Annotated in this window: 28 protein-coding genes; 22 read left to right on the top strand and 6 right to left on the bottom strand. The window is 35.6% G+C overall.

Translation table 11 applies throughout. The features are described from left to right. Positions 1 to 2: 2 nt before the first annotated feature. The 6 genes from NDQ75_RS15045 (at position 3) to NDQ75_RS15020 (ending at position 6,012) form a co-directional block, all read left to right on the top strand. The gene (locus NDQ75_RS15045; protein WP_202029821.1) at positions 3 to 746 is read left to right on the top strand and encodes a DUF4129 domain-containing protein; all 744 of its coding nucleotides are present in this window, start codon (positions 3 to 5) and stop codon (positions 744 to 746) included. After that, positions 743 to 1,942, top strand: a complete 1,200-nt coding sequence (locus NDQ75_RS15040) for a DUF4350 domain-containing protein (protein WP_202029822.1) — start codon at positions 743 to 745, stop codon at positions 1,940 to 1,942. The genes NDQ75_RS15045 and NDQ75_RS15040 overlap by 4 nt, the downstream gene beginning before the upstream one ends. Positions 1,943 to 2,079: 137 nt before the next feature. Further along, positions 2,080 to 3,108, top strand: coding sequence for an AAA family ATPase (locus NDQ75_RS15035; protein WP_202029823.1), 1,029 nt, complete (start codon positions 2,080 to 2,082; stop codon positions 3,106 to 3,108). Continuing rightward, positions 3,108 to 4,439, top strand: a complete 1,332-nt coding sequence (locus NDQ75_RS15030; protein WP_202029824.1) for a DUF58 domain-containing protein — start codon at positions 3,108 to 3,110, stop codon at positions 4,437 to 4,439. The genes NDQ75_RS15035 and NDQ75_RS15030 overlap by 1 nt, the downstream gene beginning before the upstream one ends. A 112-nt stretch (positions 4,440 to 4,551) precedes the next feature. Beyond that, entirely contained in the window at positions 4,552 to 4,983 is a 432-nt protein-coding gene (locus NDQ75_RS15025) for a DUF2141 domain-containing protein (RefSeq protein WP_202029825.1), read from the top strand. Between the two features lie 87 nt (positions 4,984 to 5,070). Further along, a complete protein-coding gene (locus NDQ75_RS15020) occupies positions 5,071 to 6,012 on the top strand; it encodes a LysR family transcriptional regulator (RefSeq protein ID WP_202029826.1) in 942 nt (313 codons plus the stop codon). Positions 6,013 to 6,042: 30 nt separating this feature from the next. Here the strand turns inward: NDQ75_RS15020 and NDQ75_RS15015 are convergent, their stop codons facing one another. Further along, positions 6,043 to 6,237 (bottom strand): hypothetical protein, encoded by a 195-nt coding sequence (locus NDQ75_RS15015; RefSeq protein ID WP_202029827.1) that lies wholly within the window; start codon positions 6,235 to 6,237, stop codon positions 6,043 to 6,045. A gap of 98 nt (positions 6,238 to 6,335) precedes the next feature. Next, positions 6,336 to 6,704, bottom strand: coding sequence for a DUF805 domain-containing protein (locus tag NDQ75_RS15010; protein ID WP_202029828.1), 369 nt, complete (start codon positions 6,702 to 6,704; stop codon positions 6,336 to 6,338). Between the two features lie 154 nt (positions 6,705 to 6,858). On the opposite strand from NDQ75_RS15010, the gene NDQ75_RS15005 reads away from it, so the two are divergent. From NDQ75_RS15005 to NDQ75_RS14990, 4 genes are all read left to right on the top strand, one after another. Then, the gene (locus NDQ75_RS15005) at positions 6,859 to 8,121 is read left to right on the top strand and encodes a D-alanyl-D-alanine carboxypeptidase/D-alanyl-D-alanine-endopeptidase (RefSeq protein WP_202029829.1); all 1,263 of its coding nucleotides are present in this window, start codon (positions 6,859 to 6,861) and stop codon (positions 8,119 to 8,121) included. 96 nt (positions 8,122 to 8,217) lie between these two features. Further along, a complete protein-coding gene (gene rlmD / locus NDQ75_RS15000) occupies positions 8,218 to 9,627 on the top strand; it encodes a 23S rRNA (uracil(1939)-C(5))-methyltransferase RlmD (RefSeq protein WP_202029830.1) in 1,410 nt (469 codons plus the stop codon). Between the two features lie 30 nt (positions 9,628 to 9,657). Next, positions 9,658 to 10,221 carry a DUF6452 family protein gene (locus NDQ75_RS14995; RefSeq protein ID WP_202029831.1) on the top strand — a complete coding sequence of 188 codons (564 nt, stop codon included), beginning with the start codon at positions 9,658 to 9,660 and terminating at the stop codon, positions 10,219 to 10,221. Continuing rightward, complete coding sequence (locus NDQ75_RS14990) at positions 10,202 to 11,002, top strand: DUF6048 family protein (RefSeq protein WP_202029832.1); 801 nt, start codon at positions 10,202 to 10,204, stop codon at positions 11,000 to 11,002. The genes NDQ75_RS14995 and NDQ75_RS14990 overlap by 20 nt, the downstream gene beginning before the upstream one ends. 13 nt (positions 11,003 to 11,015) lie before the next feature. Here NDQ75_RS14990 and NDQ75_RS14985 read toward each other — a convergent pair whose 3' ends face one another. Together NDQ75_RS14985 and NDQ75_RS14980 are read right to left on the bottom strand one after the other, a co-directional pair. Next, a complete protein-coding gene (locus tag NDQ75_RS14985; RefSeq protein WP_202029833.1) occupies positions 11,016 to 11,252 on the bottom strand; it encodes a hypothetical protein in 237 nt (78 codons plus the stop codon). A gap of 3 nt (positions 11,253 to 11,255) precedes the next feature. Next, complete coding sequence (locus NDQ75_RS14980; protein WP_202029834.1) at positions 11,256 to 12,425, bottom strand: THUMP domain-containing class I SAM-dependent RNA methyltransferase; 1,170 nt, start codon at positions 12,423 to 12,425, stop codon at positions 11,256 to 11,258. 252 nt (positions 12,426 to 12,677) lie between these two features. Here NDQ75_RS14980 and NDQ75_RS14975 point away from each other — a divergent pair, with 252 nt between their 5' ends. Next, positions 12,678 to 13,352 carry a ZIP family metal transporter gene (locus NDQ75_RS14975; RefSeq protein WP_202029835.1) on the top strand — a complete coding sequence of 225 codons (675 nt, stop codon included), beginning with the start codon at positions 12,678 to 12,680 and terminating at the stop codon, positions 13,350 to 13,352. 920 nt (positions 13,353 to 14,272) lie between these two features. On the opposite strand, the gene NDQ75_RS14970 is transcribed toward NDQ75_RS14975, so the two are convergent. Then, positions 14,273 to 15,466 carry a Gfo/Idh/MocA family protein gene (locus NDQ75_RS14970; RefSeq protein WP_202029836.1) on the bottom strand — a complete coding sequence of 398 codons (1,194 nt, stop codon included), beginning with the start codon at positions 15,464 to 15,466 and terminating at the stop codon, positions 14,273 to 14,275. 242 nt (positions 15,467 to 15,708) lie between these two features. On the opposite strand from NDQ75_RS14970, the gene NDQ75_RS14965 reads away from it, so the two are divergent. Then, entirely contained in the window at positions 15,709 to 16,137 is a 429-nt protein-coding gene (locus tag NDQ75_RS14965) for a DUF4268 domain-containing protein (protein WP_202029837.1), read from the top strand. Here the strand turns inward: NDQ75_RS14965 and trhA are convergent. Further along, on the bottom strand, positions 16,134 to 16,754 hold the full coding sequence (gene trhA, locus NDQ75_RS14960) for a PAQR family membrane homeostasis protein TrhA (protein ID WP_202029838.1): 621 nt from the start codon (positions 16,752 to 16,754) through the stop codon (positions 16,134 to 16,136). The two genes, NDQ75_RS14965 and trhA, sit on opposite strands and share 4 nt — an antisense overlap. A gap of 260 nt (positions 16,755 to 17,014) precedes the next feature. Here trhA and NDQ75_RS14955 point away from each other — a divergent pair, with 260 nt between their 5' ends. The 10 genes from NDQ75_RS14955 (at position 17,015) to NDQ75_RS14910 (ending at position 23,734) form a co-directional block, all read left to right on the top strand. Beyond that, positions 17,015 to 18,280 (top strand): site-specific integrase, encoded by a 1,266-nt coding sequence (locus NDQ75_RS14955; protein ID WP_202029839.1) that lies wholly within the window; start codon positions 17,015 to 17,017, stop codon positions 18,278 to 18,280. Next, complete coding sequence (locus NDQ75_RS14950) at positions 18,258 to 18,911, top strand: hypothetical protein (protein ID WP_202029840.1); 654 nt, start codon at positions 18,258 to 18,260, stop codon at positions 18,909 to 18,911. The genes NDQ75_RS14955 and NDQ75_RS14950 overlap by 23 nt, the downstream gene beginning before the upstream one ends. A gap of 97 nt (positions 18,912 to 19,008) precedes the next feature. Beyond that, positions 19,009 to 19,311: a helix-turn-helix domain-containing protein gene (locus NDQ75_RS14945; protein WP_207190477.1), complete on the top strand. Its 303-nt coding sequence runs from the start codon at positions 19,009 to 19,011 to the stop codon at positions 19,309 to 19,311. Positions 19,312 to 19,321: 10 nt separating this feature from the next. Further along, positions 19,322 to 19,783, top strand: a complete 462-nt coding sequence (locus NDQ75_RS14940; protein WP_202029841.1) for a helix-turn-helix domain-containing protein — start codon at positions 19,322 to 19,324, stop codon at positions 19,781 to 19,783. A gap of 21 nt (positions 19,784 to 19,804) precedes the next feature. Then, complete coding sequence (locus tag NDQ75_RS14935; RefSeq protein WP_202029842.1) at positions 19,805 to 20,500, top strand: P-loop NTPase family protein; 696 nt, start codon at positions 19,805 to 19,807, stop codon at positions 20,498 to 20,500. A gap of 367 nt (positions 20,501 to 20,867) precedes the next feature. Then, on the top strand, positions 20,868 to 21,071 hold the full coding sequence (locus NDQ75_RS14930; RefSeq protein WP_251762036.1) for a hypothetical protein: 204 nt from the start codon (positions 20,868 to 20,870) through the stop codon (positions 21,069 to 21,071). Next, complete coding sequence (locus NDQ75_RS14925; RefSeq protein WP_202029844.1) at positions 21,061 to 22,311, top strand: relaxase/mobilization nuclease domain-containing protein; 1,251 nt, start codon at positions 21,061 to 21,063, stop codon at positions 22,309 to 22,311. The genes NDQ75_RS14930 and NDQ75_RS14925 overlap by 11 nt, the downstream gene beginning before the upstream one ends. Positions 22,312 to 22,398: 87 nt before the next feature. Then, positions 22,399 to 22,989 carry a ParA family protein gene (locus NDQ75_RS14920; protein ID WP_202029845.1) on the top strand — a complete coding sequence of 197 codons (591 nt, stop codon included), beginning with the start codon at positions 22,399 to 22,401 and terminating at the stop codon, positions 22,987 to 22,989. 42 nt (positions 22,990 to 23,031) lie between these two features. Next, positions 23,032 to 23,265, top strand: coding sequence for a hypothetical protein (locus NDQ75_RS14915; RefSeq protein ID WP_202029846.1), 234 nt, complete (start codon positions 23,032 to 23,034; stop codon positions 23,263 to 23,265). A 235-nt stretch (positions 23,266 to 23,500) separates the two neighbouring features. Further along, entirely contained in the window at positions 23,501 to 23,734 is a 234-nt protein-coding gene (locus NDQ75_RS14910) for a hypothetical protein (RefSeq protein ID WP_202029847.1), read from the top strand. The last annotated feature ends 30 nt before the right edge of the window (positions 23,735 to 23,764 follow it).

The following is a 23,764-nucleotide window of genomic DNA, read 5'->3' as shown; positions in this document are numbered from 1 at the left end:
TAATGCTGAAATATCTACCGCTTCTTTTGCTATGCTTTTCACTGCATAGTTTTACGCTTCAAGCAAAAACGCCTTTTTTTCAAAAGGACACATTGCGGGTGGATAGAAATTCTGAATTAACACAGCGTAGTTTCAAAGAAAATGTAAAAGAAAAATACACTGCTGAAGAATACGATTATGAAACCGATGCGAATCCCGACAATTGGTTTCTCCGCTTGAAAAAATGGTTCGTCGACCTTTTATCAGATTTGTTTAGTATTGGAAATCGGCCTGAAGCAGAAAAGTTGGCGCAAATCATCTCGCGTGTATTCTATTTTGCCATCATTTTGGCGGTTATCTATTTTATAGTTAAAGCAATACTTAAAAAAGAAGGACGGTGGATTTTCGGGAAGTCATCCAACAAAAAAGTACTCAACGTTCAAGATATAGAAAGCAATATCTACGAAACCGATTTTAAAAAACTCATCGAAGAAGCCGTTCAGCAGCAAAACTTCCGATTGGCCATTCGATATTACTATGTATGGCTTTTAAAAGAACTTTCAGAAAAAGGACATATAGACTATGATGTTGAAAAAACCAACAGCGATTACCTCCATGAAATTAAAGAGCAACGTTTAAAAACAAACTTTTCCTACGCCTCTTACTTATACAATTACATTTGGTATGGGGAGTTTGTCATTGTTCATGAAGAATACAACAAAGCGGCTCTTCAATTTGAAAATTATATAAATAACCTTAAAAAATGAGCAAGACCTTAAAAATATACATTGCGGTGCTCATTTTACTTTTTGTTGGTGCCATTATCTTCGAAGTGAATCGACCACGACCAGTGGACTGGACACCTACGTTTAACGAAAATCACAGCAAGCCTTACGGATTAAAAATTTTTAGAAACGAACTTACCAATCTTTTTCCAAACGATTCGGTGAAAGACATCCAATCCACATTATACGAATTCCTTGATAGCCATTACTACTGGATTGATTCCACCCACACAGCAAACGACGCTATTTTAGCCATTCATCCGCGTTTACATTTAGACCAAGTTACGGTAGATTATCTTTTATCGTACGCTGCGGAAGGAAATACGGTTTTTCTTTCTGCGGAAGAATTTTCGCCTTTGCTGGAAGACACATTGGATTTTGAAACCAAATACGATTTTGCATACAGAAACAAGACGATTACCAGTTCCCTTGCCAATGAAAAATTCAAAAAAGACACCCTGCAAATAAAGAAAGGTGCAAACAACATAAACTTTGTAAAACTTCCTGAAGCCACCGCTACTGTGCTTGGTTACCAAACTCTAGATAAAGAGCGGATTAATTTTGTAAAAATCGCCCATGAGAAAGGGCAATTTCTGCTGCACACGCAACCGTATGTTTTTACCAATTACCATATTTTACAGGATAATAATCAAAATTACATTGCAGATGTACTGACTTACATCCCCGATGGAACCATTTATTACAACGCTCTGGAAAAATATGGTTCTTCAGAAATAAATTCACCACTTCGGTTTATTTTCACTCAACCGCCTTTGCGATGGGCATGGTTGTTAGCGCTACTCTTTATTGCTACTTTCATGCTTTTTAATGCCAAAAGAAGACAACGAGTGGTTCGTGTTATTCAGCCTTTACGAAACACTACCGTGCAGTTCACCAAGACGGTTGCAAATTTGTATTTTGAAACAAAAGACCACACCAATATTATTCAGAAGAAAATAACGTACTTTTTAGAAAAAATAAGGCGGGATTATCATTTGGATACGCACGATTTGAAGGAAGGCTTTAGCAAACAACTCGCTTTAAAGTCGGGGAACGATGTGGAACAGACCAAAAAACTAATTGATTACATCGTATTTTTAAAAGACAGGGAAGGTTTATCAGAAGAAAATCTTATCGAACTCAACAAACGTATTGAACAATTTTATCAGAAAAAATAATATGAAATGAGCATAAACAAATTTATTTTTTTGCTTACAACCGAAATAATTAATTTTTTGTGCGAAAGCGCAGCGGTTGATTTAAGCAGAAAATTTTTATTTATTTCATTTTCAGTAAAATAAAAATTTTTAAATAAATGAACACACCGTTAGAAAACCAGCACGACAGTCCTAATGAAAGCGATAACAAAGAGAATATCACTTTTGAAAATAGGGTCGATTTAACCGAGTTACAAGAAGCTGTTTCAAAAATTAAAAGCGAGCTCGGCAAAGTAATTGTGGGTCAAAAATACATGATAGACATGCTTCTCACCGCTTTACTGGCCAATGGGCACGTGTTGATTGAAGGAGTGCCGGGTATTGCCAAAACCATCACCGCCAAATTACTCGCAAAAACACTTACGGTCGACTTCGGAAGGATACAATTCACACCGGATTTAATGCCGTCGGATATTTTGGGAACGTCAATTTTCGATTTAAAGAAGTCGGAATTTGAGTTTAAAAAAGGGCCTGTTTTCACCAACATGCTCCTCATTGATGAAATTAACCGGTCACCCGCAAAAACTCAAGCTGCACTGTTTGAGGTGATGGAAGAAAAACAAATCACCATTGATGGAACTAAATATGAACTTCCACCGCCATTTATGGTACTGGCTACCCAAAACCCTATTGAACAAGAAGGTACGTATCGCCTACCGGAAGCTCAATTGGACCGTTTTCTTTTTAAAATTGATATTAGCTATCCTTCTTTGGAAGAGGAAGTGGAAATTATCTTAAGGGAACACCAACTGAAAGAAGATAAAAAATTAGATAAAGTCACCGCTTTTCTTTCCCAAGAAAAGATTGTGAAATACCAAAAGTTGGTCAACGAAATTATTGTAGAGCCACACCTTATTCGTTATATCGCGGAAATCATTAATCAAACCCGAAATAACGAGTTCCTTTACATGGGTGCCTCCCCGAGAGCTTCCATTGCTATTTTAAAAGCATCCAAAGCTTTTGCTGCCATCAACGGTCGGGATTTTGTGACACCGGAAGACATAAAAGCAGTGGCGGTATCGGTTATTCAGCATCGAATTATTATTACCCCAGAACGGGAAATGGAAGGGATTACCGCCAAGCAAATTATTCAACAAATCATTCAAAATGTAGCCATTCCCAGATAATGAAGGTATTAAAACTACTTTATATTGAAAACCGATTTTACTACATTGCTTCTGCTGTAGTGGTCCTTTTTTTGCTCAGTTTTATAATAGAGTGGTTGTTTTTTATTGCCAAAATCTCCCTTTTTACCTTTGGTGCTTTCTTTCTCATCGATATTTTACTGGTTTTTTTACTGAAAAAAGGAGTTCTGACAAAACGGATTACACCTGATAAATTTTCGAACGGAGATATTAATTTTATTTCTCTTCAGATTGAAAACCACTACGATTTTTCAATCTATCTTAAAATTATCGACGAACTTCCTGAGCAATTTCAAATACGGGATTTTAAAATAACGAAACAACTTAATCCTTCCGAAGAAATTACTCTGAAGTATGAAGTACGCCCTACCGAAAGAGGTGAATATCATTTTGGCAAACTCAACGTATACGCTTCCAGTTTCATGGGCTTGGTAAGCAAACGGTACATTTTTTCTGATGAAGTAATGGTGCCCACCTACCCCGCATTTCTTCAGTTAAAGAAATATGACCTGCTGGCCATCTCCAACCAGCTTCATTTGTACGGAATAAAGAAGATTAGAAAAATTGGACATACCATGGAGTTTGAACAGATAAAAGAGTATGTTCAAGGAGATGATTTACGAACGATTAATTGGAAAGCCACGGCGAAAAAAAATCAGTTGATGGTAAATCAATTTCAAGATGAACGTTCGCAACCTGTTTATTCCATCATTGATAAAGGCAGGGTGATGAAAATGCCTTTTAACGGGTTGAGTTTATTGGACTACGCGATTAACGCCAGTCTAATCATCAGCAATGTTATTCTAAAAAAACAAGATAAAGCCGGCGTATTTACCTTTTCGAAAAAAGTTGAAAATGCCGTGGTAGCCGACCGCAGAAATAACCAAATGCAACGCATCTTGGAAACCCTCTACAGAGTGGAAACCGATTTTTGGGAAAGTGATTACGGAAGACTCTATGCAGATATAAAAAAGCATATCAATCAGCGAAGTTTGCTATTTCTCTATACTAATTTTGAAACATTGGATGCCCTTCACCGACAACTTCCCTACCTAAAAGGAATTGCTAAAAACCATTTGTTGGTAGTTGTTTTCTTTAAAAATACCGAACTGGATACGCTTATAAAAACCAACTCCAACAATGTAGAAGAAATTTATGATAAGGTAATTGCTGAAAAATTTGCCTTTGAAAAAAGATTGATTGTAAACGAGTTAAAAAAATATGGTATTTATTCCATTTTAACGGCTCCTGAAGATCTCACTATAGATACGATCAACAAATATTTGGAGATTAAAGCGCGCGGACTTATTTGATAATCGGTAAAACTTCAACTCATCCATCAAATAGTACAATTCGGTAAGTAATTCTGGTTTTTCCCTGATATATAGAGGTACTTTACACCATAACCTTTAAAAACAATCAGTTATGAAAAACATGTTAATTATTACCGTCGCTATCTTGAGCGTCTCATTTGGCCTGGCTCAGGAAAAGGATGCTGAAAAACAAGGAGTTTCTATTGAAGTAACCATTGACAATATCACCAACAGTAACGGCATGGTTTTACTTTCTTTACACACCGAAGATACTTTTATGAAAGGAAAAGGCATTAAAAACTTACAAAGTGAGATAAAAGACGGCAAGGTAACAATGACTTTTACTGACGTTCCATCGGGAACCTATGCTATTTTAGCTTTACACGACGAAAACGACAATAAAAGAATGTATTTTGAAGCTAGCGGGATGCCCAAAGAAGACTACGGAATGTCTAACAACGATATGACTTTTGGACCTCCGCAATTCTCGGATGCCAAGTTTGAAGTTGAAAATACGGACATGGAAATGACCTTACGTTTCTAAAACAACTATTGGAAAAGAATATTGAAAGCAAAGGATACTATAAAATTATCTAATAGTTTTATACCTTTGCTTTCAAATAATAGACGAATGACCATTACTCAACTGCAATACGTACTTGCCGTAGCAGAATTTCAGAATTTTACTCATGCGGCCGAAAAAAGCTTTGTTACACAACCAACTCTTAGCATGCAAATACAAAAGTTGGAAGATGAATTGGATGTATTAATCTTCGACCGAAGCAAAAAACCCATTCAATTAACTGCGGTTGGAGAAAAAATAGTAGAACAGGCACGTAATATTGTAAACGAATCGTACCGAATACAAGATATTGTAGACCAAGAAAAAGGATATATCGGCGGTGAGTACAGGCTCGGTATAATCCCTACAATTATGCCAACACTGTTACCATTATTCTTAAAAAACTTTGTAAAAAAATATCCCAAAGTCAATTTAAAAATAGAGGAACAGAATACCGAAACGCTTATAGAAAAATTGGAGGACGGTCATTTAGATGCTGCTATTGCTGCAACTCCTTTAGAAAATGAAAATATTATTGAAAGACCGTTGTATTACGAGCCCTTCGTAGCTTACATTCCAGAAAGTCATCGTTTAAGCTCTTTAAAAAAGGTGAATATTACCGACTTAGATATAGATGATATTTTACTTTTGGAAGACGGCCATTGCTTCCGGGATGGGGTAATTAACCTTTGTAAAGCAAAAAAAGGATTTAAAGATGATCATTTTCATTTAGAAAGCGGAAGTTTTGAAACCATGATGAAGCTAGCTGATGAAGGCTTAGGGATGACACTCCTTCCATATCTACACACCCTAGATGTTAGCACAAACCAACAAAAGCATCTGCGCTATTTTGTGGAACCGGCACCCGCGAGAGAGGTGAGCCTAATTTTCCATAAAAGCGAACTTAAAATGCATATTACCGATGCCTTAAAAGATATTATTTCTGCAGTGGTAAGAGGAGCAATTGCTTTTCAGAATGTAAAAATTGTAAGTCCGATTCAAAAAAAATAGCCGTTAAAAAACGGCTAATTGAATATGTGATTATTTAAAATAAATTAAACTTTTGGAAAGTTCCGGTTTCCCCTGAATGTATAAATTAAGCCAAATTTTTAATTCATCCAATTCGTAAGGAAGCAATCTTTTTGCCGCTTTTTCAAGCTCTTTACAAAAAAGGATTGGGTCGAAACTTACCTTTTGTAACACCGTTTTGGTGTACTCAAACATAGCTCTAGCCATTGTATTAAGGTTTAATAATTGGTTGTTATAAAAGTAACGTAACTACAAATATAAAATTGTTGCGGTATCGTTAAAATCAATTTTCATCTGTTAAATTATTATGCCTTTCCTATTTCAGAAATTTCTTCAAAGCGATTAATTTCTTTAGGGTTTTGTCCGTACTCATTTGCTCCCGACTGTCCTTCAGCAAACAAAAGCCAAAAAATGTAAAAAGGGATAAGTTGGTACCACCCGCTATTTCCAAGATCGTGACAACGCTTGGCACTTTGTGCAATATTAAAATAGAGAATAGGCACCAAGAAAACCCAAAACAACAAGGTTGCTCCGGTAGCATCCAATTCCATAAATCCAGTAAATAAAGCGGTTAACATAAAGACTAAAAAGTAGCCAATAAAATAAATGAGAATACTTAAACCATATTCGGTTCTGCGAATCCTTCCGTCAAAGGAAAAAGGGGATTTAAACATTGTAAAGTAAGATTTTAGGTTCTTCCAAATATATAAAAACATTTAACATACGTGCTTTTTTATCGATAAAATGCATGATTTTTCAAACTTAGGATAGAAAAACGCAAGTAAAAACCAGTTTTTTTATTAATTTCCGATTTTAAATTTTCCCCTTATGAGAATACTTTTATTGGCGCTTATTAGCGCTACATTTCTTGCATGTGCTCCGCATAAAAAAATAACAAAAACAGTTGGCAAAGAGTTAGAAACTGACTTCTTCAAAAATCAATTTACCGGCTTTTTTGTTTACAATCCTAAAACGGGAGATACTGTATTAAACTATAATGGAGAAAAATATTTTACCCCTGCCAGTAACACTAAAATTTTTACACTGTATACCGCCCACACCCTTTTACCTGAAAATTTACCCGTTTTAGCTTATACAACTAATGATAACGGGGTTTACATTAAGGGTCTTGGAAATCCAGCTTCTCTACATTCCTATTTAAAGGACAGTACCTTGGTGAACTTTCTTAAAAATCAAGAGAATATCCATTTGGTGTATAATAATTTTGAAGACGATCCTCAAGGACCCGGCTGGTCTTGGGGCGATTTCGATACTTACTATGCCCCCGAAAGGAGTCCGCTGCCTATCTATGGAAATGTCCTGACAATTGCTAAAAGCGATTCGATTTACACGGCTCCCAAATACTTTAAAGACAGCGTTGCTCCTATTCATTATAAACACAGAAGAGCCCTTCATAAAAATCAGTTTTATGCGAGTCTTTCTAAAAACGACACCATAGAAGTTCCTTTTTTAACCAACGGCAACACCGTTAAAGGCATCCTGGAAAACCTTTTGAATAAAAAAATTCAGCTAACCGACTCTTTTCCTTCGGGAGAAAAGCAAATTATTTATGGCATAAAGGCCGATTCGGTTTATAAAAGAATGATGCATGTAAGTGATAATTTTATTGCTGAACAACTGTTAGTTTTATCGTCTTCCATGCTTAGCGACACTTTGAGTAGTGGGAAGGCCCGCGAATATATTTTAAAAAACGAGCTTGCCGGAATTACGCAAAACCCAAGATGGGTAGATGGCTCGGGGCTATCAAGATACAACCTGTTTACACCGCAATCCATGGTGTTTACTTTACATAAACTTTACGAGGAGATTCCTACGGAAAAACTTTTCGATTTTTTTCCTACGGGTGGCGAAACAGGAACTTTGAAGAATTATTTTAAAGGAAATCCGAAACCCTATGTGCACGCAAAAACAGGCACGCTTAGCAACAATTATTGTTTAAGCGGCTATTTGGAGACCAAATCTGGGGAAATTCTAATTTTCAGTTTTATGAACAACCATTACCGCGGTGGCAGTACCGAAGTTAAAAAACATATGACACCCATTTTAGAATGGATACGTGATAATTATTAATCTTCGGATTCTTACTTTCTGAATTTGATTGCATCTCCTTGGATAAAAAACGTATGATGAGAGATTTTCCTGCTAAAAAACTCCTATTTTTGCCGCATGTCGAGAAAGAATAGAAAACAATTTTTTGAAAAGGTAGAAGTTATCGATGCGGGCGCAAAGGGGAAAGGCGTTGCCAAAGCTCCAGATGGGCGTGTTATCTTTCTACCGTATGCTGTCCCTGGGGATGTTGTGGATGTGCAAACATTTAAAAAAAGAAAAGCATATTTTGAAGGTAAAATAGCCAATTTCCATGTAGAATCGGAAAAGCGAACGACACCCGAATGTCAGCATTTTGGAGTTTGTGGGGGATGCAAATGGCAAAATATGGGCTATGAGCATCAACTTTTCTACAAGCAAAAAGAGGTTGAAAATAATCTAAAGCGCATCGGGAAAATTGACTTGCCCGAATTCACTCCTATTTTAGGTTCAGAAGAAATCTATTTTTACCGAAATAAAATGGAATTTTCTTTTTCCAATAGTCGATGGCTCACGCAAAAGGAAATTGAAAGTGACGATGATATTGATAACAAAAACGCATTAGGATTTCACATTCCTGGTATGTGGGATAAAATCTTGGATATTAAAAAATGTCATCTTCAAGAAGACCCTTCAAATGCTATTCGTTTAGCGGTTAGGAATTTTGCTATTGAAAACAATCTTGCCTTTTTCGACCCTAGAAACCAGAACGGACTCCTTCGCACGATGATGATTCGCACCTCCTCTACTGGGGAAATTATGGTGCTTATTCAGTTTTATGATGATAACGTTGAAGAAAGGGAACTTGTACTAAATTTTCTTCAGGAAAAATTCCCTGAAATCACTTCATTGCAATTTGTGGTCAACCAGAAACCGAACGATACCATTTACGATCAAGAAGTAGTTTGTTTTGCTGGAAGAGACCATATTTTTGAAGAAATGGAAGGTTTGCGATTTAAAATAAATGCCAAATCGTTTTACCAAACCAATTCTGCACAAGCGTACGAACTTTATAAAATAACTAGAGATTTTGCTGGGCTTACCGGTGATGAATTGGTGTACGATTTATACACAGGAACAGGAACCATTGCTCAATTTGTGGCTAAGAATGCCAAAAAAGTAGTTGGTGTAGAAGCAGTTCCCGAGGCTATTGAAGATGCAAAAGCGAATGCACAATTAAACGGTATCGACAACGTTAGTTTCTACGCAGGGGATATGAAAGAGGTGTTTAATGAACAGTTTATTGCAGAAAACGGCCAACCGGATATTATTATTACCGATCCGCCTCGTGACGGCATGCATAAAGATGTGGTTCAGCAAATATTAAATATTGCTCCTAAAAAAGTAGTGTATGTAAGTTGTAACAGCGCTACCCAAGCTAGGGATTTATTACTGATGGACGACATGTACAAGGTAACCAAAGTACAGCCTGTAGATATGTTCCCGCAAACACATCATGTGGAAAATGTTGTACTTTTAGAAAAAAGATAAATTTAATTCCGAAGAAGAATTAATTGTATAATGAAAAAACTTTTAATCATACTTTTTGTAGCAGCCATCGGTGGCGCCATTTTTTCCGCTTGCGAAAAAGATGATATTTGTCCACCCGAAACCTTAACAACTCCCCTTTTAAAGGTAGGTTTTTTCAACTTTAATAATCAGGATACCCCAAAAGCAGTTCCAAAATTGAGGGTTTTCGGCGTAAATAGAGAAGAAGATGGAAGTTATACCATCGTGGACACCTTAAACACTTTCCCAGATAGAACTAATCGCGTGGCTGTAGACCTCCCTTTGAAAACATCCGAAAATGTAAGCACGTTTTTTATTATCAATAATTCCAGAGATAATGAAGAGGGAAACGAAATTGGAAATATAGATACTTTACAATTTTCTTACGCCCGCCAGGAGCGTTTTGTTTCCAGAGGCTGTGGTTACGGAATTAATTTCTTTGAATTGGTTACTACGCTCAATCCAGATTATACAAACGATACCATTCAGAATCCTGGGGAATGGATTACCGCCATTTTCGACCAAGAAACTAATTTAGAAATCCAAGACACTATCCATGTTAAAATATTTCATTAGTGGTATATTTCTTTTTATCTCCCTAAATTCTTTTTCCCAGGAAAAGGAAACCATAGTGGTAGATAGTAGCGCCATAGATACCGTTTCTGTAACCAAAATTAAAGCAGATAGCACCACTTTTAAACAACGGTATGGTTTACGGGTGGGTATTGACCTAAGCAAGCCCTTACGTTCTATTTTAGATGAAGACTACCGAGGATTGGAATTGGTAGGGGATTTTAGGGTTTCCCATAATTTTTATGTTGCTGCGGAATTGGGTAATGAAGAAAAGACCACCCAAGAAGACAATTTCAATTTTACCACCAATGGAAGTTACCTAAAACTCGGTTTCGATTGGAACACCTATGAAAATTGGTACGGAATGGAAAACATTATCAATCTTGGGATTCGTTTTGGATTGAGCACTTTTAGTCAGACTTTAAATGAATACCAAGTTTACACTCCAAACCAATTCTGGAACGAAGCAGGCTCTGGCATTTTTGGAGAAGATAATTTAGGAGAATACAGCGGACTCAGTGCGCAATGGACAGAAATCGTTTTGGGGATAAAAGTAGAAATCCTCCGCAATGTCTTTATGAGCGGAAGCGTTCGGCTTAATTATTTAATAAACGATACACAAGCCAACCAATTTCCAAACCTTTACATTCCAGGATTCAACAAAGTGACGGATGGCAGTAATTTTGGAGTTGGCTACAACTATACCATTTCTTATCTCATCCCTATTTTTAAAAGCAACAAACCCAAAAAGAAGAAAGAAGAAAAGCCTGAGGAAGAAAGCTAAGATTAATCAATAATCAGTTTACGTCTTTAAATCCTTTAAAAAATATCCATTTCATTTTAATTTGCTCTTTAGAACCTTCTTTCACTACAGCAAATTTCGGTGCCAATACACTACTGGCAAATGCCGCGATTAGTACCAGCAACAAGTGACTCAAAGTTGGGAACAAATACAGGAGCGCGAACCTAAGAAGGAGAAATATCCCAACAAAACCCAATAAGTTATAAAGAAATGCTTTTGTTTTTGGTGACATAGCTTATTTGCTTTTAGGATTATTGAATTTAGCTTTTTTACTTCCTTCGTAGATTTCGTATTTCAGCAGTTTACTTTCCAGTTTTCCATTGAATAATTTAATTCTTCTGGAAGGACGCAATCCTACATTTTTTATAGCTTCCATATTCGAAGTGATAAACCAAGCATCGGTATTGGGATAATTTTGCTTTAAGGTGTCTCCAATTTCAGCATAAAAAGCCTCCATATCTATTTGCAAACGCTCACCATAAGGCGGGTTAAAAACCATATGAAGCTTTCCTTCCACTTGCTTTTCAGTATCAAAAAAGTTTTCATTCTCTATGGAAATATAATCCGCTAAATTGGCGTTTTTCACATTATCAATGGCTTTTCTTACTGCCGAAGGCGCCTTATCAAATCCGTAAATTTTATGATGGAACTCTCTCGTTTTTTTCAGACTACTCTCAACAATCTTATCGAAAAGGTCTTCATCATAATCTCTCCATTTTTCAAAAGAAAATTCCCTTCTGTTAATATTTGCCGGGATATTACAGGCAATCATAGCTGCTTCAATTGGTATGGTCCCACTCCCGCACATGGGGTCTAGAAAATCGGTTTGTCCGTCCCAACCACTCAGCAGCAGCATTCCAGCAGCCAAAACCTCGTTAATAGGGGCGATATTTGTGGCGGTTTTATAACCACGCTGGTGTAAAGATTGACCAGAACTGTCCAGCGAAACATTACAAATATCCTTCTGAATATGCACGTTGATACGCAAATCGGGATATTTTAAATCCACGTCGGGTCTTTTTCCGTGGGCATTTCTAAACTTATCAGCTATGGCATCTTTTGTCTTTAAAGCAATAAATAAGGAGTGATTGAATTTATCAGAATTCACTGTAGCATCTATAGCGAAAGTATTGCTGTAAGACATGTACTCCTCCCAATCCATTTGGTAGATTTTGTCGTACAAATCCTGTTCACTCCTCACCCGAAAACTATGTATCGGTTTTAAAATTTTAATGGCTGTACGCAAACAAAGGTTCGCCTTGTACATAAACCCTTTGTCCCCTTCAAAAGAAACATTTCTTACCCCTTTTTCAACATTAATTGCCCCTAATTTCTTGAGCTCTGTTTCTAGGATTTCTTCAAAACCAAACATGGTTTTGGCCACCATTTTAAAATTATTAGACATCGTACTGCTATTTTAAAAGGCAAAAATACATTAATTTAGCCGCCTGATATCATTTATTAATCGATATTACTGTAAAAGAAAGTGGAATATTTTTTCTTTTAGCGAAGAAGAAAATTACAGCATAGCTTAAGCTACGGTTTTATTTTATGATGACGTTAAAAGTAAAAAGAGACATTTTATTCCAGTAATATTGATGAGTAAATGGTATAATTCAATAATCCCTCAGCTACTGGCCAAAAAAAGGCACTTTGTATGTTAAATTACTTCCTTCCCATTCTAGCCGTCCTTTTAGGATATGTTTTTGTGCTTGTTTTTAAAGTAAGAGAAAAAAACACGCTTAAGCTATTTTTGGCGTTTAGTGGTGCATTTTTATTATCCATTACGGTTTTCAACATGCTCCCAGAGGTTTACGAGCACGGAAACGCCAAAAAAACGGGTTTGTTTATAATGTTCGGGATTTTGTTGCAAATATTTTTGGAGTTCTTTTCCAAAGGCGCAGAACATGGCCATGTACACTTGCACAGCCAAATGCAAACTTTTCCGTGGTTGCTTTTTATAAGTTTAAGCATCCATTCAATTTTAGAAGGATTCCCCATTCACAATCACAATAGTTTGCTTTATGGAATTATCATCCATAAAATCCCTATTGCTATTATTTTAAGTACCTTTTTTCTTAACGCCAAAATAGAAAAAACGAAAGTAGCCGTATTCCTTATTCTATTTTCTTTAATGACGCCCTTCGGAAGTTTTTTAGCTGAAAACTTTAGCATTCTACAAAAATACTATCATGAAATCACTGCTGTGGTTATTGGTATCTTTTTACATATTTCCACCGTAATCCTTTTTGAAAGTTCCGAAGGACATAAATTCAACCTCAGAAAGTTGGTTGTTATTTTAGTAGGAATTGTAATTGCCTATTATGTTTAATACTCCTCTCCCGCATAATTGTTTCGGGACTAACAAGTTATGCATGCCACAACTTGCCTTTAAGAACATTCTTTATACGTTGTTTTGGTCTCGTTCCGCATAATTTATAGGTCTTGATAGGTTATAGAACCTATCCAACGGATTATTTTAATGAAATTTTTAGGTCCCCAAACCTAAATGGCGGCATAATTGACGTCTATTTTTCCCTTTTTAACCTCAAACTTGGGTGTTTTAACCCCAAATTTTAGGTTGCAAGACGTGTCGATTTGTATAAATAACCCCGACGAAGCGGTTAAAGACGTGGAAAAAGCATTCTTTTATACCAACGGATAGGTTAGTAAACGTATATTTTGGGGTTATACAACCTGTTAGGACAGGTTAATAGACGTATCGGTTGGAGTTTCAAAGGTGTCCAGAGCAGTTTTTAACAGCCCTTATTGCCGTACGATAGCATCGTGTAAAAATTCTCTATTTATAGCCATATTCTAATTTTACTATTCGTAAAACATCTCTTGTTTGGGCAAACTTTTAAATTGTCAAGAATCAAAAAGCTACTCCTAGTTACGAGTGGCTGAATTTTAATTTATTCCGACTTTGTTTTCAGTTCTATGTTTTTTTCACCCCACAAGATAAAATTTAGCAGGAATAGGTATTTATTATCTAAAAATTCTAAAATGATAAAATGTTAGACCATTTTAAAATAAACATAAAGAGAAATGTTAATCCTGTACTGTAAAATATTACACCCTGCCACAAATAAAGTTTTGAATTCCATTGTTTTTGCATCTTTTCACTTAGTTGCTTTTTAGTGTAATTACTTAAAATCTTCCAACAGAAAAAAGTGCTGATCGAAAAAATGAATATTGCGGTTATTATTGTAGAATGTTCTATTATCATCTTTTTTAGGTTATTGACCCCGTTTAAATAAGCGATACCTCGTCCCAATGAACGATTTTATTTTGATGCATTGCGTCGATTCCCATTTGCACGGCAGTAGCGGCTTTTCCTCCCGTAACCGCATTGGAGATTGGTGTGGTATTGGTTCTAATACTATCCCTAAAATCCATTAAGGCCTGCTTTGTTGGGTTCGCATGATTGTTTGGCAGGGGAATTCCTTTGCCTTCATCCCAACCATTGTTTATTGTGGCTCCTGATACACCATCTACTTCGCCAACCAATTTTTTGGCCTCATAGGCACCTTCCGGATAGAACCATGCTTTGGTGTAATCAAGAATAAGCGTTCCCTTATCGCCCATAACCTTAATCTGGTAATCATCTTTGGAGTTAGAAGTCAAACAAGTAAACTTTGCCTTAATCCCTTTTGGATATTCATATAGCAAATGCACATTATCGTAAGTCTCCCTACCGTCTTTCCAATAATCGATGCCTCCCATTCCCATCACACGTTCAGGAGTGGATTTAGTAACCCAATTGGCAAAATCGATTTGATGCGAGCAAAGTTCCGCGGTTAGTCCGCCCGAAAATTCTTCATACATCCTCCAATTGATGGCTCTTTCCAAAGAAGGATCTGGCACTGCTCGCCTCCAATCACCATTACGGTTCCATTGGCATTCAAAAGCAGCTATTTCACCTATTTTTCCTTCATGAATGGATTTAACTACATCTACATACAACCGCGAACTATGGTATTGATGCCCTGTTTGCATTATCTTTCCAGAGTTTTTGGCCGTATCTATCAGTTCCTTTATTTCCTGATATCCACGTGTCATGGTTTTCTCACAATACACATGTTTACCAGCTTGAAGGGCGTCTATGGCAATTTTACCATGCGTGGCAAAAGGAGTAGCAATTAAAACAGCATCTATATTTTTATCGTCCAGTAATTTTCGGTAATCGACATACCCTTTGGCTTTATTGCCTGTTCTACGCAAACCATTTTCCAAACGGAAAGGCAAAACATCGCAACAAGCGGCTACCTCAACACCTTCAATCTCATTTAAAAACGGAATTAATCCGCCTCCACGACTACCGGTACCAATCACTCCAATTTGAATGGGTTTCTCCTTGGAAAATACATTGTTAGCCACCGAACCAAAAGCAGATGTCGCCGCTAACGCCGCACTACCTTTTATTACAAAATCTCTTCGTTTCATTAATCTTTACAGTAATTTAGGGATTCCTTTATTTTAGCAAATACTTACTAAAAATCATCATTACATATCAATTCATCAAATAAGTAACGATACTTATTGCTGAATATTTATATTTTGACGTGAAAATAAAGATAAAATTGAGAAAACAAAACCTAATTAACATTCAACTGCATTGCAGGCGTTTTAAATTTTACTCTTAGCAATCTTTATGTGTATTTTTGCATCCATAATTTATTTTAACAATGTTCAGTAGGGAAGAATCAAAAGCACTTAGAAAAGAATTTTGGATTTCATTCGGAAAATCATTTCCTCGGAAGTGGATTTTATACAACACCAAGATTAAGGACTTTTCTTTTAAATTTTATTTTGACAAGAAAAAGGCCATGGTGATGCTAGATATTGAACACCAGGATTTGGAGAACCGAATTAAGTATTACGAAAAAATGGAATCGCTTAAATCGGTTTTAAAAGAAAATTATCTTCCAGAGGCCGTTTATGAAGATGTTCATTACTTGGATAACGGCAAAGAAATATCTAGAATTTTTGTTTTGAAAGAAGGGGTGAGCATTCACAATAAAAATACTTGGCAAGAAACCATGGTTTTCCTAAATGAGAACATGCAGAAATTTGAAGAATTCTATTTGGATTTCGAAGATTTTATAAAGGCTTAAACCAAACTCAGCACCATAAAATAATGACTTATAGCACCGCCTAAAACAAAGAAGTGCCAAATTACATGGTAATATGGAATTCTTTTAATAGCATAAAACACAACTCCGACGGTGTAAAATAAACCACCAACAATTAAAAGCGTAAGCGATTCTCTGGAAAGCGTTGCAATAAGGTTTTGAACATCAAAAATGATAAGCCAGCCCATAGCTAGGTAGAGTAGCAAGGATAAATACTCAAACTTTCCAGTAAAGAATAGTTTTAAAATCATCCCCACGGCAGTTATTCCCCAAACAACCCAAAACATAGACCAACCAGAGCCATTTTCCAACGCAATGAGGCAAACAGGGGTGTAGGTGCCGGCAATCAAAAAATAGATACTGATATGATCTAACTTCCGAAGAAAAATCTTTTTTTCCGCATCACTCACCGAATGATATAGTGTTGAGATGGAAAATAGCAGAAAAGCAGACAACCCATACATCCAAATGCTTAACGTGCTAAATTCGGTCTTATGATTATCTGAAGTTAACAAGACAACAAGCCCAACCAAACTCAACACCGCCCCTACTCCGTGCGTAACGGCATTCCATAATTCTTCTTTTTTAGTTTGATGCATGAAAGATAATTTACAAGAAAGAGTGCAAAGTTAAAGTTCAAAAACAAAAAACCCTTGAAAATCAAAATGATTAACAAGGGTTTAAGTACTCGAGGCGGGAGTACCATTAAATTTAACCGCTTTTAATCCCTTTTAAACCAAATAATACTGTTATACATAGGATAGGTTATTTGTTTTTATATGTGTTTAATTTACTTTTTATTCAAAAAAGTATCCCTATTTGTATCCCCTTTTGTATATTTAAATCAAAATTAATTTATATGAAAGTTTCATTTCATTTAAGAACGGATAAATTCGATAAAGATGGATACGCACCTATTAGAACATTAATCTCGGCAAATGGTTTTAAATTGTTCAAAGCTGTCCCAGAAGTAAAATGCGATAAAATGCATTGGGATGAGAGAACCCAGCGGATTATTCCTTCTAAAAAGAAAGAACCTTACAACTACGCTGTTGAGTATAATCAAAAAATTGATGAATTTGCGGAAAAGTTACGGAAGCTTCAAAGGTATATTTTATTAAATGATATCACCCCCACTAAAGAATATATAAAAGAGAAGTTAAATTCTGGTTTGAAAGGAATAACTCTAGCTAATGAATTTTTACCGTCATTTGATGAATATATAGAGACAGGTAGAAGCACCAAGGCTGAGCGCACATTAATCCGTTATGGCACCGCCAAAAACTTTATTGAAGAGTTCTCTATTAAAAAGGATTACCCTTTAAGGTTTGAAACCATAACAATTGATTTTTTTGAAAAGATAAGAGACTACTCCTTTCAAGAGAAAGGGATAATGGTTAACTATTTCGATAAAATTATAAGCATTCTCAAAACATTCATGAATTGGGCTTTTGATAGGGGTTATCATGAGAATCTGGATTTTAAAAAATTTAAAACTTCCCAGCAGGAGGTTGAAGTGATTTATTTGACAATGGATGAATTAATGAAGCTTTATAACCATAAGTTTAAATCGAAGAAACTAGAGCACGTGAGGGATACTTATTGTTTCGGATGTTTTACAGGATTAAGGTTTTCCGATATAAAACAGTTGCGCGCATCAAATATTTTTGAAGATCACATCAAATTAAATATACAGAAGACTAAGACTATAGACCATATTATTCCTTTAAATAATTATTCCAAAGCTATACTTGATAAGTATAAGAATACCTTATATGAGCCACTTCCTGTTATATCATCCCAAAAGTTTAATAGCTACATAAAAGAATGTTGCGCGGATGCAGAAATCGACACCCCAACCACTATAACGAGGTATGTGGGTCAAAAACGAATAGATACAACAGAACCAAAACATAAGTTTATTACTAGTCATACGGCCAGAAAAACATTTGTAACCAATAGTTTGATTTTAGGAATGAAGGAAATGGTTGTTCGAAATATTACGGGACATAAAAAGGAAAGTACTTTTAAGCGTTATGTAAAAATTGCAGAAGATTTTAAACAAAATGAAATGGACAACACTTGGAATAAAATTCAGAAAGATGATAAAAAATTGGATAAATAAAAATCTTGGACTTTTAAATTTAGCATTTATTTTTCTGTTTGCCGCTTTATGGATAGTTGTAGATAATAATGACATAATGTTTCAACTAGCTATGCTCAGTGGGATTCTATTCTGTTTTGCAGGCTTTATCACTTTAAGCTTCCAAAGCTATTCGAAACACATTAAACCTACGGATATCGAAGAGGTTAAATCTAGGAATGAAAGAAAGATAATTCTAAACAAGAATCCAAACGATTTGAAAAAAGTCTTAGTTAGGCTGTTAGCACCAAAAAATGAAAAGCAAGAGCAACAAATAAATGTATTTATCAATAACATTTTTGAATGGGATAGTAAATACGGTACTATACCAAATTATGGCACGTCTTTAACTTTTTTAAATAAGAGAAAAGTTAAACTTTTAACAGGATTTATGTTTTATCTGCTTCATAATAAAAAAATAACTTCCCAACAGAGCCAACCGAAAAAGATATTTTTAGAATGTTTAATGGTTACTGAATTGAAACATTTAAATGTTCCCAACATTGGATTATCAAAAGATGGACTGCGCAAGAAATTTGATGCTAACCAATCATACTTTAAGGAACAATTTTTCTCTTCCTCAACCATTGCTCAGTTTAAGCTTTTTCAATAAAATAACATCCCAAATTTAGACTGGGAACTTCCCAAGACCCCATTTTACATCTAGTTTAGCTCACGAAAACGATTATTAAAGCTAAAATTTGATTAACATGGGCAACATTCTATTTTACACACACAACAAAAAAGATTTAAAAAGAGCTGTCAAAATGATTATTGATGAAATCAGAAAGACAGAAACTATTTCAGACCTCCCCATTGACCCCGAAGAAGATCGTTTAACTCAAGCCAACGCTGCGAAGTTACTTGGGATATCGATACCTACTATTATAAGCTTGAAGAAAAAAGGCAAAATTCCTTACTATGAGATTGGGCGCTCAGTATTCTACAGTAAAGCTGAATTGTTAAAAATAGCTCGAAAAAACCCTCATTTAGTAAAACCAAGTAGAAGGTAATTATTCAATCATGAATAATATAAAAAATAACCTGAAAAGTGGATTTACTGTAATCCCTAATAAACTAATTCGAGATAAAGAGATTTCAGATAGGGCACGTCTATTATTCATTTATATGGCAAGTCAAAGTAATGACTGGAAATTTTATAATTATGGGTTAGCGAAGGCGATGGGTTATTCAATTGAAACTCTAAGAAAATACTTGAATGAACTCGTTTATTCTGGATGGATTACTAAAATTGAACAGGAGCGAAAAGGAGGGCAATTTGGAGCAAACTGTTATATAATAAATGAGCAACCCATCCAAGTTTCACCGTGTAGGGAAAATACCGACACGGTAAAAAACGGACACGGTAAAAGTCCTACACATAAGAATAAAAAGCCCAATAGAATAAAAAATGATTCAGATAAAAATCCTTTAATAGAGGAAACTAAAAAATCAAATTTTTCAAGGGGACAACCTTTGGAATGAAAAGGGAAAAAATAATAGTATATGAGGAGAGGATTAGTTCATGTCAAAAAGGTTTTAGAATTGCAAAAAGAAAGAAAAAAAATTGCGCCAAAAAAAGAAAGAAATAACAAAATCATGACTCATAATTTAAAACGCATATTCAACCAAGAGGCTATTTCATTTTTTGAATTAGAAAACAGAAGTTTTGTGGTTGATGCAGATAACAAAAACTTTTACAATCTATTCTGTAAATACTGGGCTAGAGACGTTTCTTTCGAAAATGATCATAATGGAGAATTAGAGAAAGGGCTTTTTGTATATGGAAAACCAGGCTCAGGGAAAACGACAAGCTTTAAAATAATTCAAAATGTTTCAGTTAAATACGGAATTAAGAAATTATGGGCTCCATTGATTTCTGCTGAGGAGGTTGTTTCTAAGTACAACTTGGATAGATATAAAGATTATATAATAGGCAACTACTCAAAAGGGAATTTCATTTTTGATGATCTTGGTAGTGAAAAAGAAGCTAACAATACCTACATCTTTGGCAAGGAAGATATATTCCAAACTATTCTGGAGAGAAGGTATAATGCCTTTATTGAAAATAATACCAAAACATACATAACATCAAATCTAAGCATCAATGAAATTCAAAAAAGATATGGTGAAAGGGTTTCCGATAGAATAATTCGAATGTGTAATATTCTTCAACTAGATGGAGATAGTAGAAGACTTTAGCTTCCCATTAAAGATTACATTCTGGAATTTTCGCCCAGGATTAAAATCAATGTGTCGTAGGAAAGAGCAAGGTGTGTTTTTGTAATACAAAAACCTTTAAAATACCATTTTAAAGGCCTTGCTTTTACTTATCAGCAAAAGAATTTAGAACCTCCAAAGTCGATTCATCCAAAACATATCAATTATGGCAAGACCAAAAACAAATACTCCAAGAGATAAAATAATATCAATCCGGTTCACTGAAAAAGAATACAAAAATTTGCTCGTCATTTTTGAAACACAAAAAACATATGGCTCAAAGTCTTTTAACCATTTTCTACGAAGCAAATTGTTCTTAGAAAATGACCGGCTATTAAAAAAGTTGCAATTGGGAAAAAGTGAAAAAGATAGAATCCTGGATGAGCGTTTAATCTTTCAACTTAAAAAAGCGGGAACTAACCTAAATGGTCTGATGAAATTTGTTTTTAAAGACCAAACCACTACCAAACTATCCTATCGGGATGTTGTTTCGATCCGTGATATTATACTCTCATTTAAATCCATCATAAAACAACTGGAAAATGGTAGCTAATATTACTTCCGGCGATAACGTAAAGGGCATGGTTGCCTATAACACCAAAAAAGTGGAAAATGGGGAAGCTTCCGTTTTGATGTTGAACAATATCAATGATGGCACTCAAGCAGGAATCCAAAAAATGATCCAATACCAAAATAATTTAAACCCCAATGTAAAAAACCGAAACTTTCATGTATCCCTAAATTTCCACAAAAATGATTTGACGTTTTTAAACGAAAAAAGGCTCAAGGAAATTGCTGAGCAGTACATGAACGAAATGGGATATGGAGACCAACCCTATGCTGTATTCCAACATTTTGATGCTTCGCATCCCCATGTACATATTGTTTCCTCTAGAATAGGTATGGATGGTAGGAAGATCAAGGATTCCATGGAAAGAAGGCGTAGCAAAAGGATAACCGACAGCATCGAAAGGTCTTATGGTTTGATCATCGCCAATGACCAATCAACTATGCCAGGGGTAAAGGATTTAAAAAAAGAAGTTTTGGAATACGTAGAAAAAGGAAAAGGAGATCTAAGGAACATTATTGACCAGTCGCTATACGTGGCAATGAGTAAGCTCCCATTGAATGAAAAAGAACTTAAGCAGTTTTTGAACAGTTACAATATAGATTTTTACTACGATGAAAACTTACATGGGCTTACTTATTATCTTTTTAAAGAGGCTGTAAAAGAGAACGGAGAAAAAGTGAAGCAACAAGCTGGAAAATCATTAAAAGCGTCAGAAACCACTAAAAAAATGCTTCACAGTGATCTTCAGGCTTTCTTTGAGAGAAATAAGAACCAAAAAAGCAAACATTTAAAGAATGTAAGGGGAACGGTGTTCAGCATTTTTAATCCCCTTCAGAATAGAAATATGGTTGTTAGCCTAAATGACTTAACAGTTTCTCTTTCCAAGAAAGGCATTGGACTGAATGTACTTAGGGCAAAATCAGGTGATAGAAAGAACAACATAATAGGGGTTTCTTTTACAGATCGAAAAACAGGCTTTAGATATACCGGTGAAGAAGTTAAATTAAAATGGACGAAACTTTCACCATTTGTTACCGATGACCGATCTGATGTAGAGGCCAAAAGAGCAAAAGAGAATACATACAATCCAATTGCCCACGATCCTGCAAAATTTGAAATGATGACAGAAATAGAAAAAATAATGAAGCTCCATAGTGACAGGACACCTAACGACCATCAAGAAGATTTACGGAAAAAGAAGAAAAAGAAACGGATGCTGTGAAAGGATGTGTACCGAATGACGTTTGGGACAAATGCGTGTACCAAATACTTCTTTTCCCTTTATATAAAAATATAATTCTATAAAACAATGAGCAAAATTATACTTATAACCCATCAAAAGGGAGGTGTTGGCAAATCAACTCTTGCTTTCAACCTCGCACAGAACCTTTCCAAAAGTAGCACTGTCGCTATTGTGGATTTGGACCTTCAGGGAAGCTTATCGCAATTAAACGGTTTGGTAACGGATTTTGACATTATACCATTTACGGATGATACCGCTGCTATTCCCGAATTGGATTACGATTTCATATTTGTGGATACCCCACCCTATCTATCCAATCAGCTGCCACAGTTGATCCAGCTCGCAGACCTGATCGTTGTGCCCACCAAGGCAGGGATTCTGGACCTGTTGGCCATCAAAAGTACTTTGGAACTCATTGAGAAAGAAAATGGCTCGGATAGGGCTATGGTGGTTTTCAATATGGTAAAAGCCAATACCACCCTCACCTTGGATATTCTTATCGGGCTTGAGGAATACAATATACCTATCGCCAAAACCCATATCAGCGATTTGGTGGCATTCACCCGATCCGTTCTTTTAAATGGGGTTGACAATGATAGGAACGCTAAAAAGCAACTGGACAGGCTAACGGAAGAAATAATAACCAAACTTGTATAGTTCCATGATTATGGAATTATATAAATATAGCATTATATAATTATGGAAAAACAACATTTAAACGACCTTATAAACAAAGCGAAGGCCAACAATAGAAACAAAACCGTACAGAAAGTGGTTCCCGTTAAAACCAACACTTCAGACGAGGTACAGTTCTCCTTTTATCTAGAAAAGACTTTACTGAAACGGCTGAAGCAGAACGCCTTGGACAACAACCAGAGCATCAAGAAATCCATTAATAGGGCTTTGGAGATATACCTAAAAACAGATACGTAGGATATTGCAAATAAATATATCTATGTATCTTGCAACACATTTTAAAATGTAAATAGATATAATAACATAAAGCGTTTAGCTTTTGGTTGGGTAACAGAAATCGCCAATTTTTATACACCAATGATCAGAGCTAAGACGCCCACGTTTCGGCGTGGGCTGTTCTTGTTTGGTGTAGGGTGTTTGGCGATACCTTGTTACTTCAAGTTCAGTTCCGCGCTTTTTTAATTCCATAAAAATGAGCATTAAAAGAATTTTAGGGAAACCCGTTCCCGAAAAAGAGAAACGTGACCGAAAATTGATAAACAGCAACCTTGTGACCCATGAAAGGATTTCCATGCTGGCCGATGTGTTCGACGTGAACAAAACCCAGATAGTGCATAACATAGTTCAGGAGTTTCTACGGAACTATGAAACGGAGATAAAGGAGCAGATCGACATCAAGCGTAACCAATTGGATAATATTTTTTAATTTATAGCATTCCAGAATTATATAATCATA

It is taken from the genome of Galbibacter mesophilus, from assembly GCF_023721415.1.
GTDB lineage: Bacteria > Bacteroidota > Bacteroidia > Flavobacteriales > Flavobacteriaceae > Galbibacter > Galbibacter mesophilus.
Note: the sequence above shows the minus strand (reverse complement) of the source record. Positions and strands in the feature narration are given on the sequence as shown.

Bases quoted from the DNA above. Each gene is read 5' to 3' on its own strand.
- NDQ75_RS14975 (WP_202029835.1), top strand. From the start codon at position 12,678: ATGTTAAATTACTTCCTTCCCATTCTAGCCGTCCTTTTAGGATATGTT.
- NDQ75_RS14935 (WP_202029842.1), top strand. From the start codon at position 19,805: ATGAGGAGAGGATTAGTTCATGTCAAAAAGGTTTTAGAATTGCAAAAA.
- NDQ75_RS14910 (WP_202029847.1), top strand. From the start codon at position 23,501: ATGAGCATTAAAAGAATTTTAGGGAAACCCGTTCCCGAAAAAGAGAAA.
- rlmD (WP_202029830.1), top strand. From the start codon at position 8,218: ATGTCGAGAAAGAATAGAAAACAATTTTTTGAAAAGGTAGAAGTTATC.
- NDQ75_RS14950 (WP_202029840.1), top strand. From the start codon at position 18,258: ATGATAAAAAATTGGATAAATAAAAATCTTGGACTTTTAAATTTAGCA.
- trhA (WP_202029838.1), bottom strand. From the start codon at position 16,754: ATGCATCAAACTAAAAAAGAAGAATTATGGAATGCCGTTACGCACGGA.
- NDQ75_RS15025 (WP_202029825.1), top strand. From the start codon at position 4,552: ATGAAAAACATGTTAATTATTACCGTCGCTATCTTGAGCGTCTCATTT.
- NDQ75_RS14955 (WP_202029839.1), top strand. From the start codon at position 17,015: ATGAAAGTTTCATTTCATTTAAGAACGGATAAATTCGATAAAGATGGA.
- NDQ75_RS14920 (WP_202029845.1), top strand. From the start codon at position 22,399: ATGAGCAAAATTATACTTATAACCCATCAAAAGGGAGGTGTTGGCAAA.
- NDQ75_RS14980 (WP_202029834.1), bottom strand. From the start codon at position 12,425: ATGTCTAATAATTTTAAAATGGTGGCCAAAACCATGTTTGGTTTTGAA.
- NDQ75_RS15040 (WP_202029822.1), top strand. From the start codon at position 743: ATGAGCAAGACCTTAAAAATATACATTGCGGTGCTCATTTTACTTTTT.
- NDQ75_RS15015 (WP_202029827.1), bottom strand. From the start codon at position 6,237: ATGGCTAGAGCTATGTTTGAGTACACCAAAACGGTGTTACAAAAGGTA.
- NDQ75_RS15035 (WP_202029823.1), top strand. From the start codon at position 2,080: ATGAACACACCGTTAGAAAACCAGCACGACAGTCCTAATGAAAGCGAT.
- NDQ75_RS15020 (WP_202029826.1), top strand. From the start codon at position 5,071: ATGACCATTACTCAACTGCAATACGTACTTGCCGTAGCAGAATTTCAG.
- NDQ75_RS14940 (WP_202029841.1), top strand. From the start codon at position 19,322: ATGAATAATATAAAAAATAACCTGAAAAGTGGATTTACTGTAATCCCT.
- NDQ75_RS14945 (WP_207190477.1), top strand. From the start codon at position 19,009: ATGGGCAACATTCTATTTTACACACACAACAAAAAAGATTTAAAAAGA.
- NDQ75_RS15010 (WP_202029828.1), bottom strand. From the start codon at position 6,704: ATGTTTAAATCCCCTTTTTCCTTTGACGGAAGGATTCGCAGAACCGAA.
- NDQ75_RS14985 (WP_202029833.1), bottom strand. From the start codon at position 11,252: ATGTCACCAAAAACAAAAGCATTTCTTTATAACTTATTGGGTTTTGTT.
- NDQ75_RS14965 (WP_202029837.1), top strand. From the start codon at position 15,709: ATGTTCAGTAGGGAAGAATCAAAAGCACTTAGAAAAGAATTTTGGATT.
- NDQ75_RS15005 (WP_202029829.1), top strand. From the start codon at position 6,859: ATGAGAATACTTTTATTGGCGCTTATTAGCGCTACATTTCTTGCATGT.
- NDQ75_RS14970 (WP_202029836.1), bottom strand. From the start codon at position 15,466: ATGAAACGAAGAGATTTTGTAATAAAAGGTAGTGCGGCGTTAGCGGCG.
- NDQ75_RS14995 (WP_202029831.1), top strand. From the start codon at position 9,658: ATGAAAAAACTTTTAATCATACTTTTTGTAGCAGCCATCGGTGGCGCC.
- NDQ75_RS14925 (WP_202029844.1), top strand. From the start codon at position 21,061: ATGGTAGCTAATATTACTTCCGGCGATAACGTAAAGGGCATGGTTGCC.
- NDQ75_RS15045 (WP_202029821.1), top strand. From the start codon at position 3: ATGCTGAAATATCTACCGCTTCTTTTGCTATGCTTTTCACTGCATAGT.
- NDQ75_RS14990 (WP_202029832.1), top strand. From the start codon at position 10,202: ATGTTAAAATATTTCATTAGTGGTATATTTCTTTTTATCTCCCTAAAT.
- NDQ75_RS14915 (WP_202029846.1), top strand. From the start codon at position 23,032: ATGGAAAAACAACATTTAAACGACCTTATAAACAAAGCGAAGGCCAAC.
- NDQ75_RS15030 (WP_202029824.1), top strand. From the start codon at position 3,108: ATGAAGGTATTAAAACTACTTTATATTGAAAACCGATTTTACTACATT.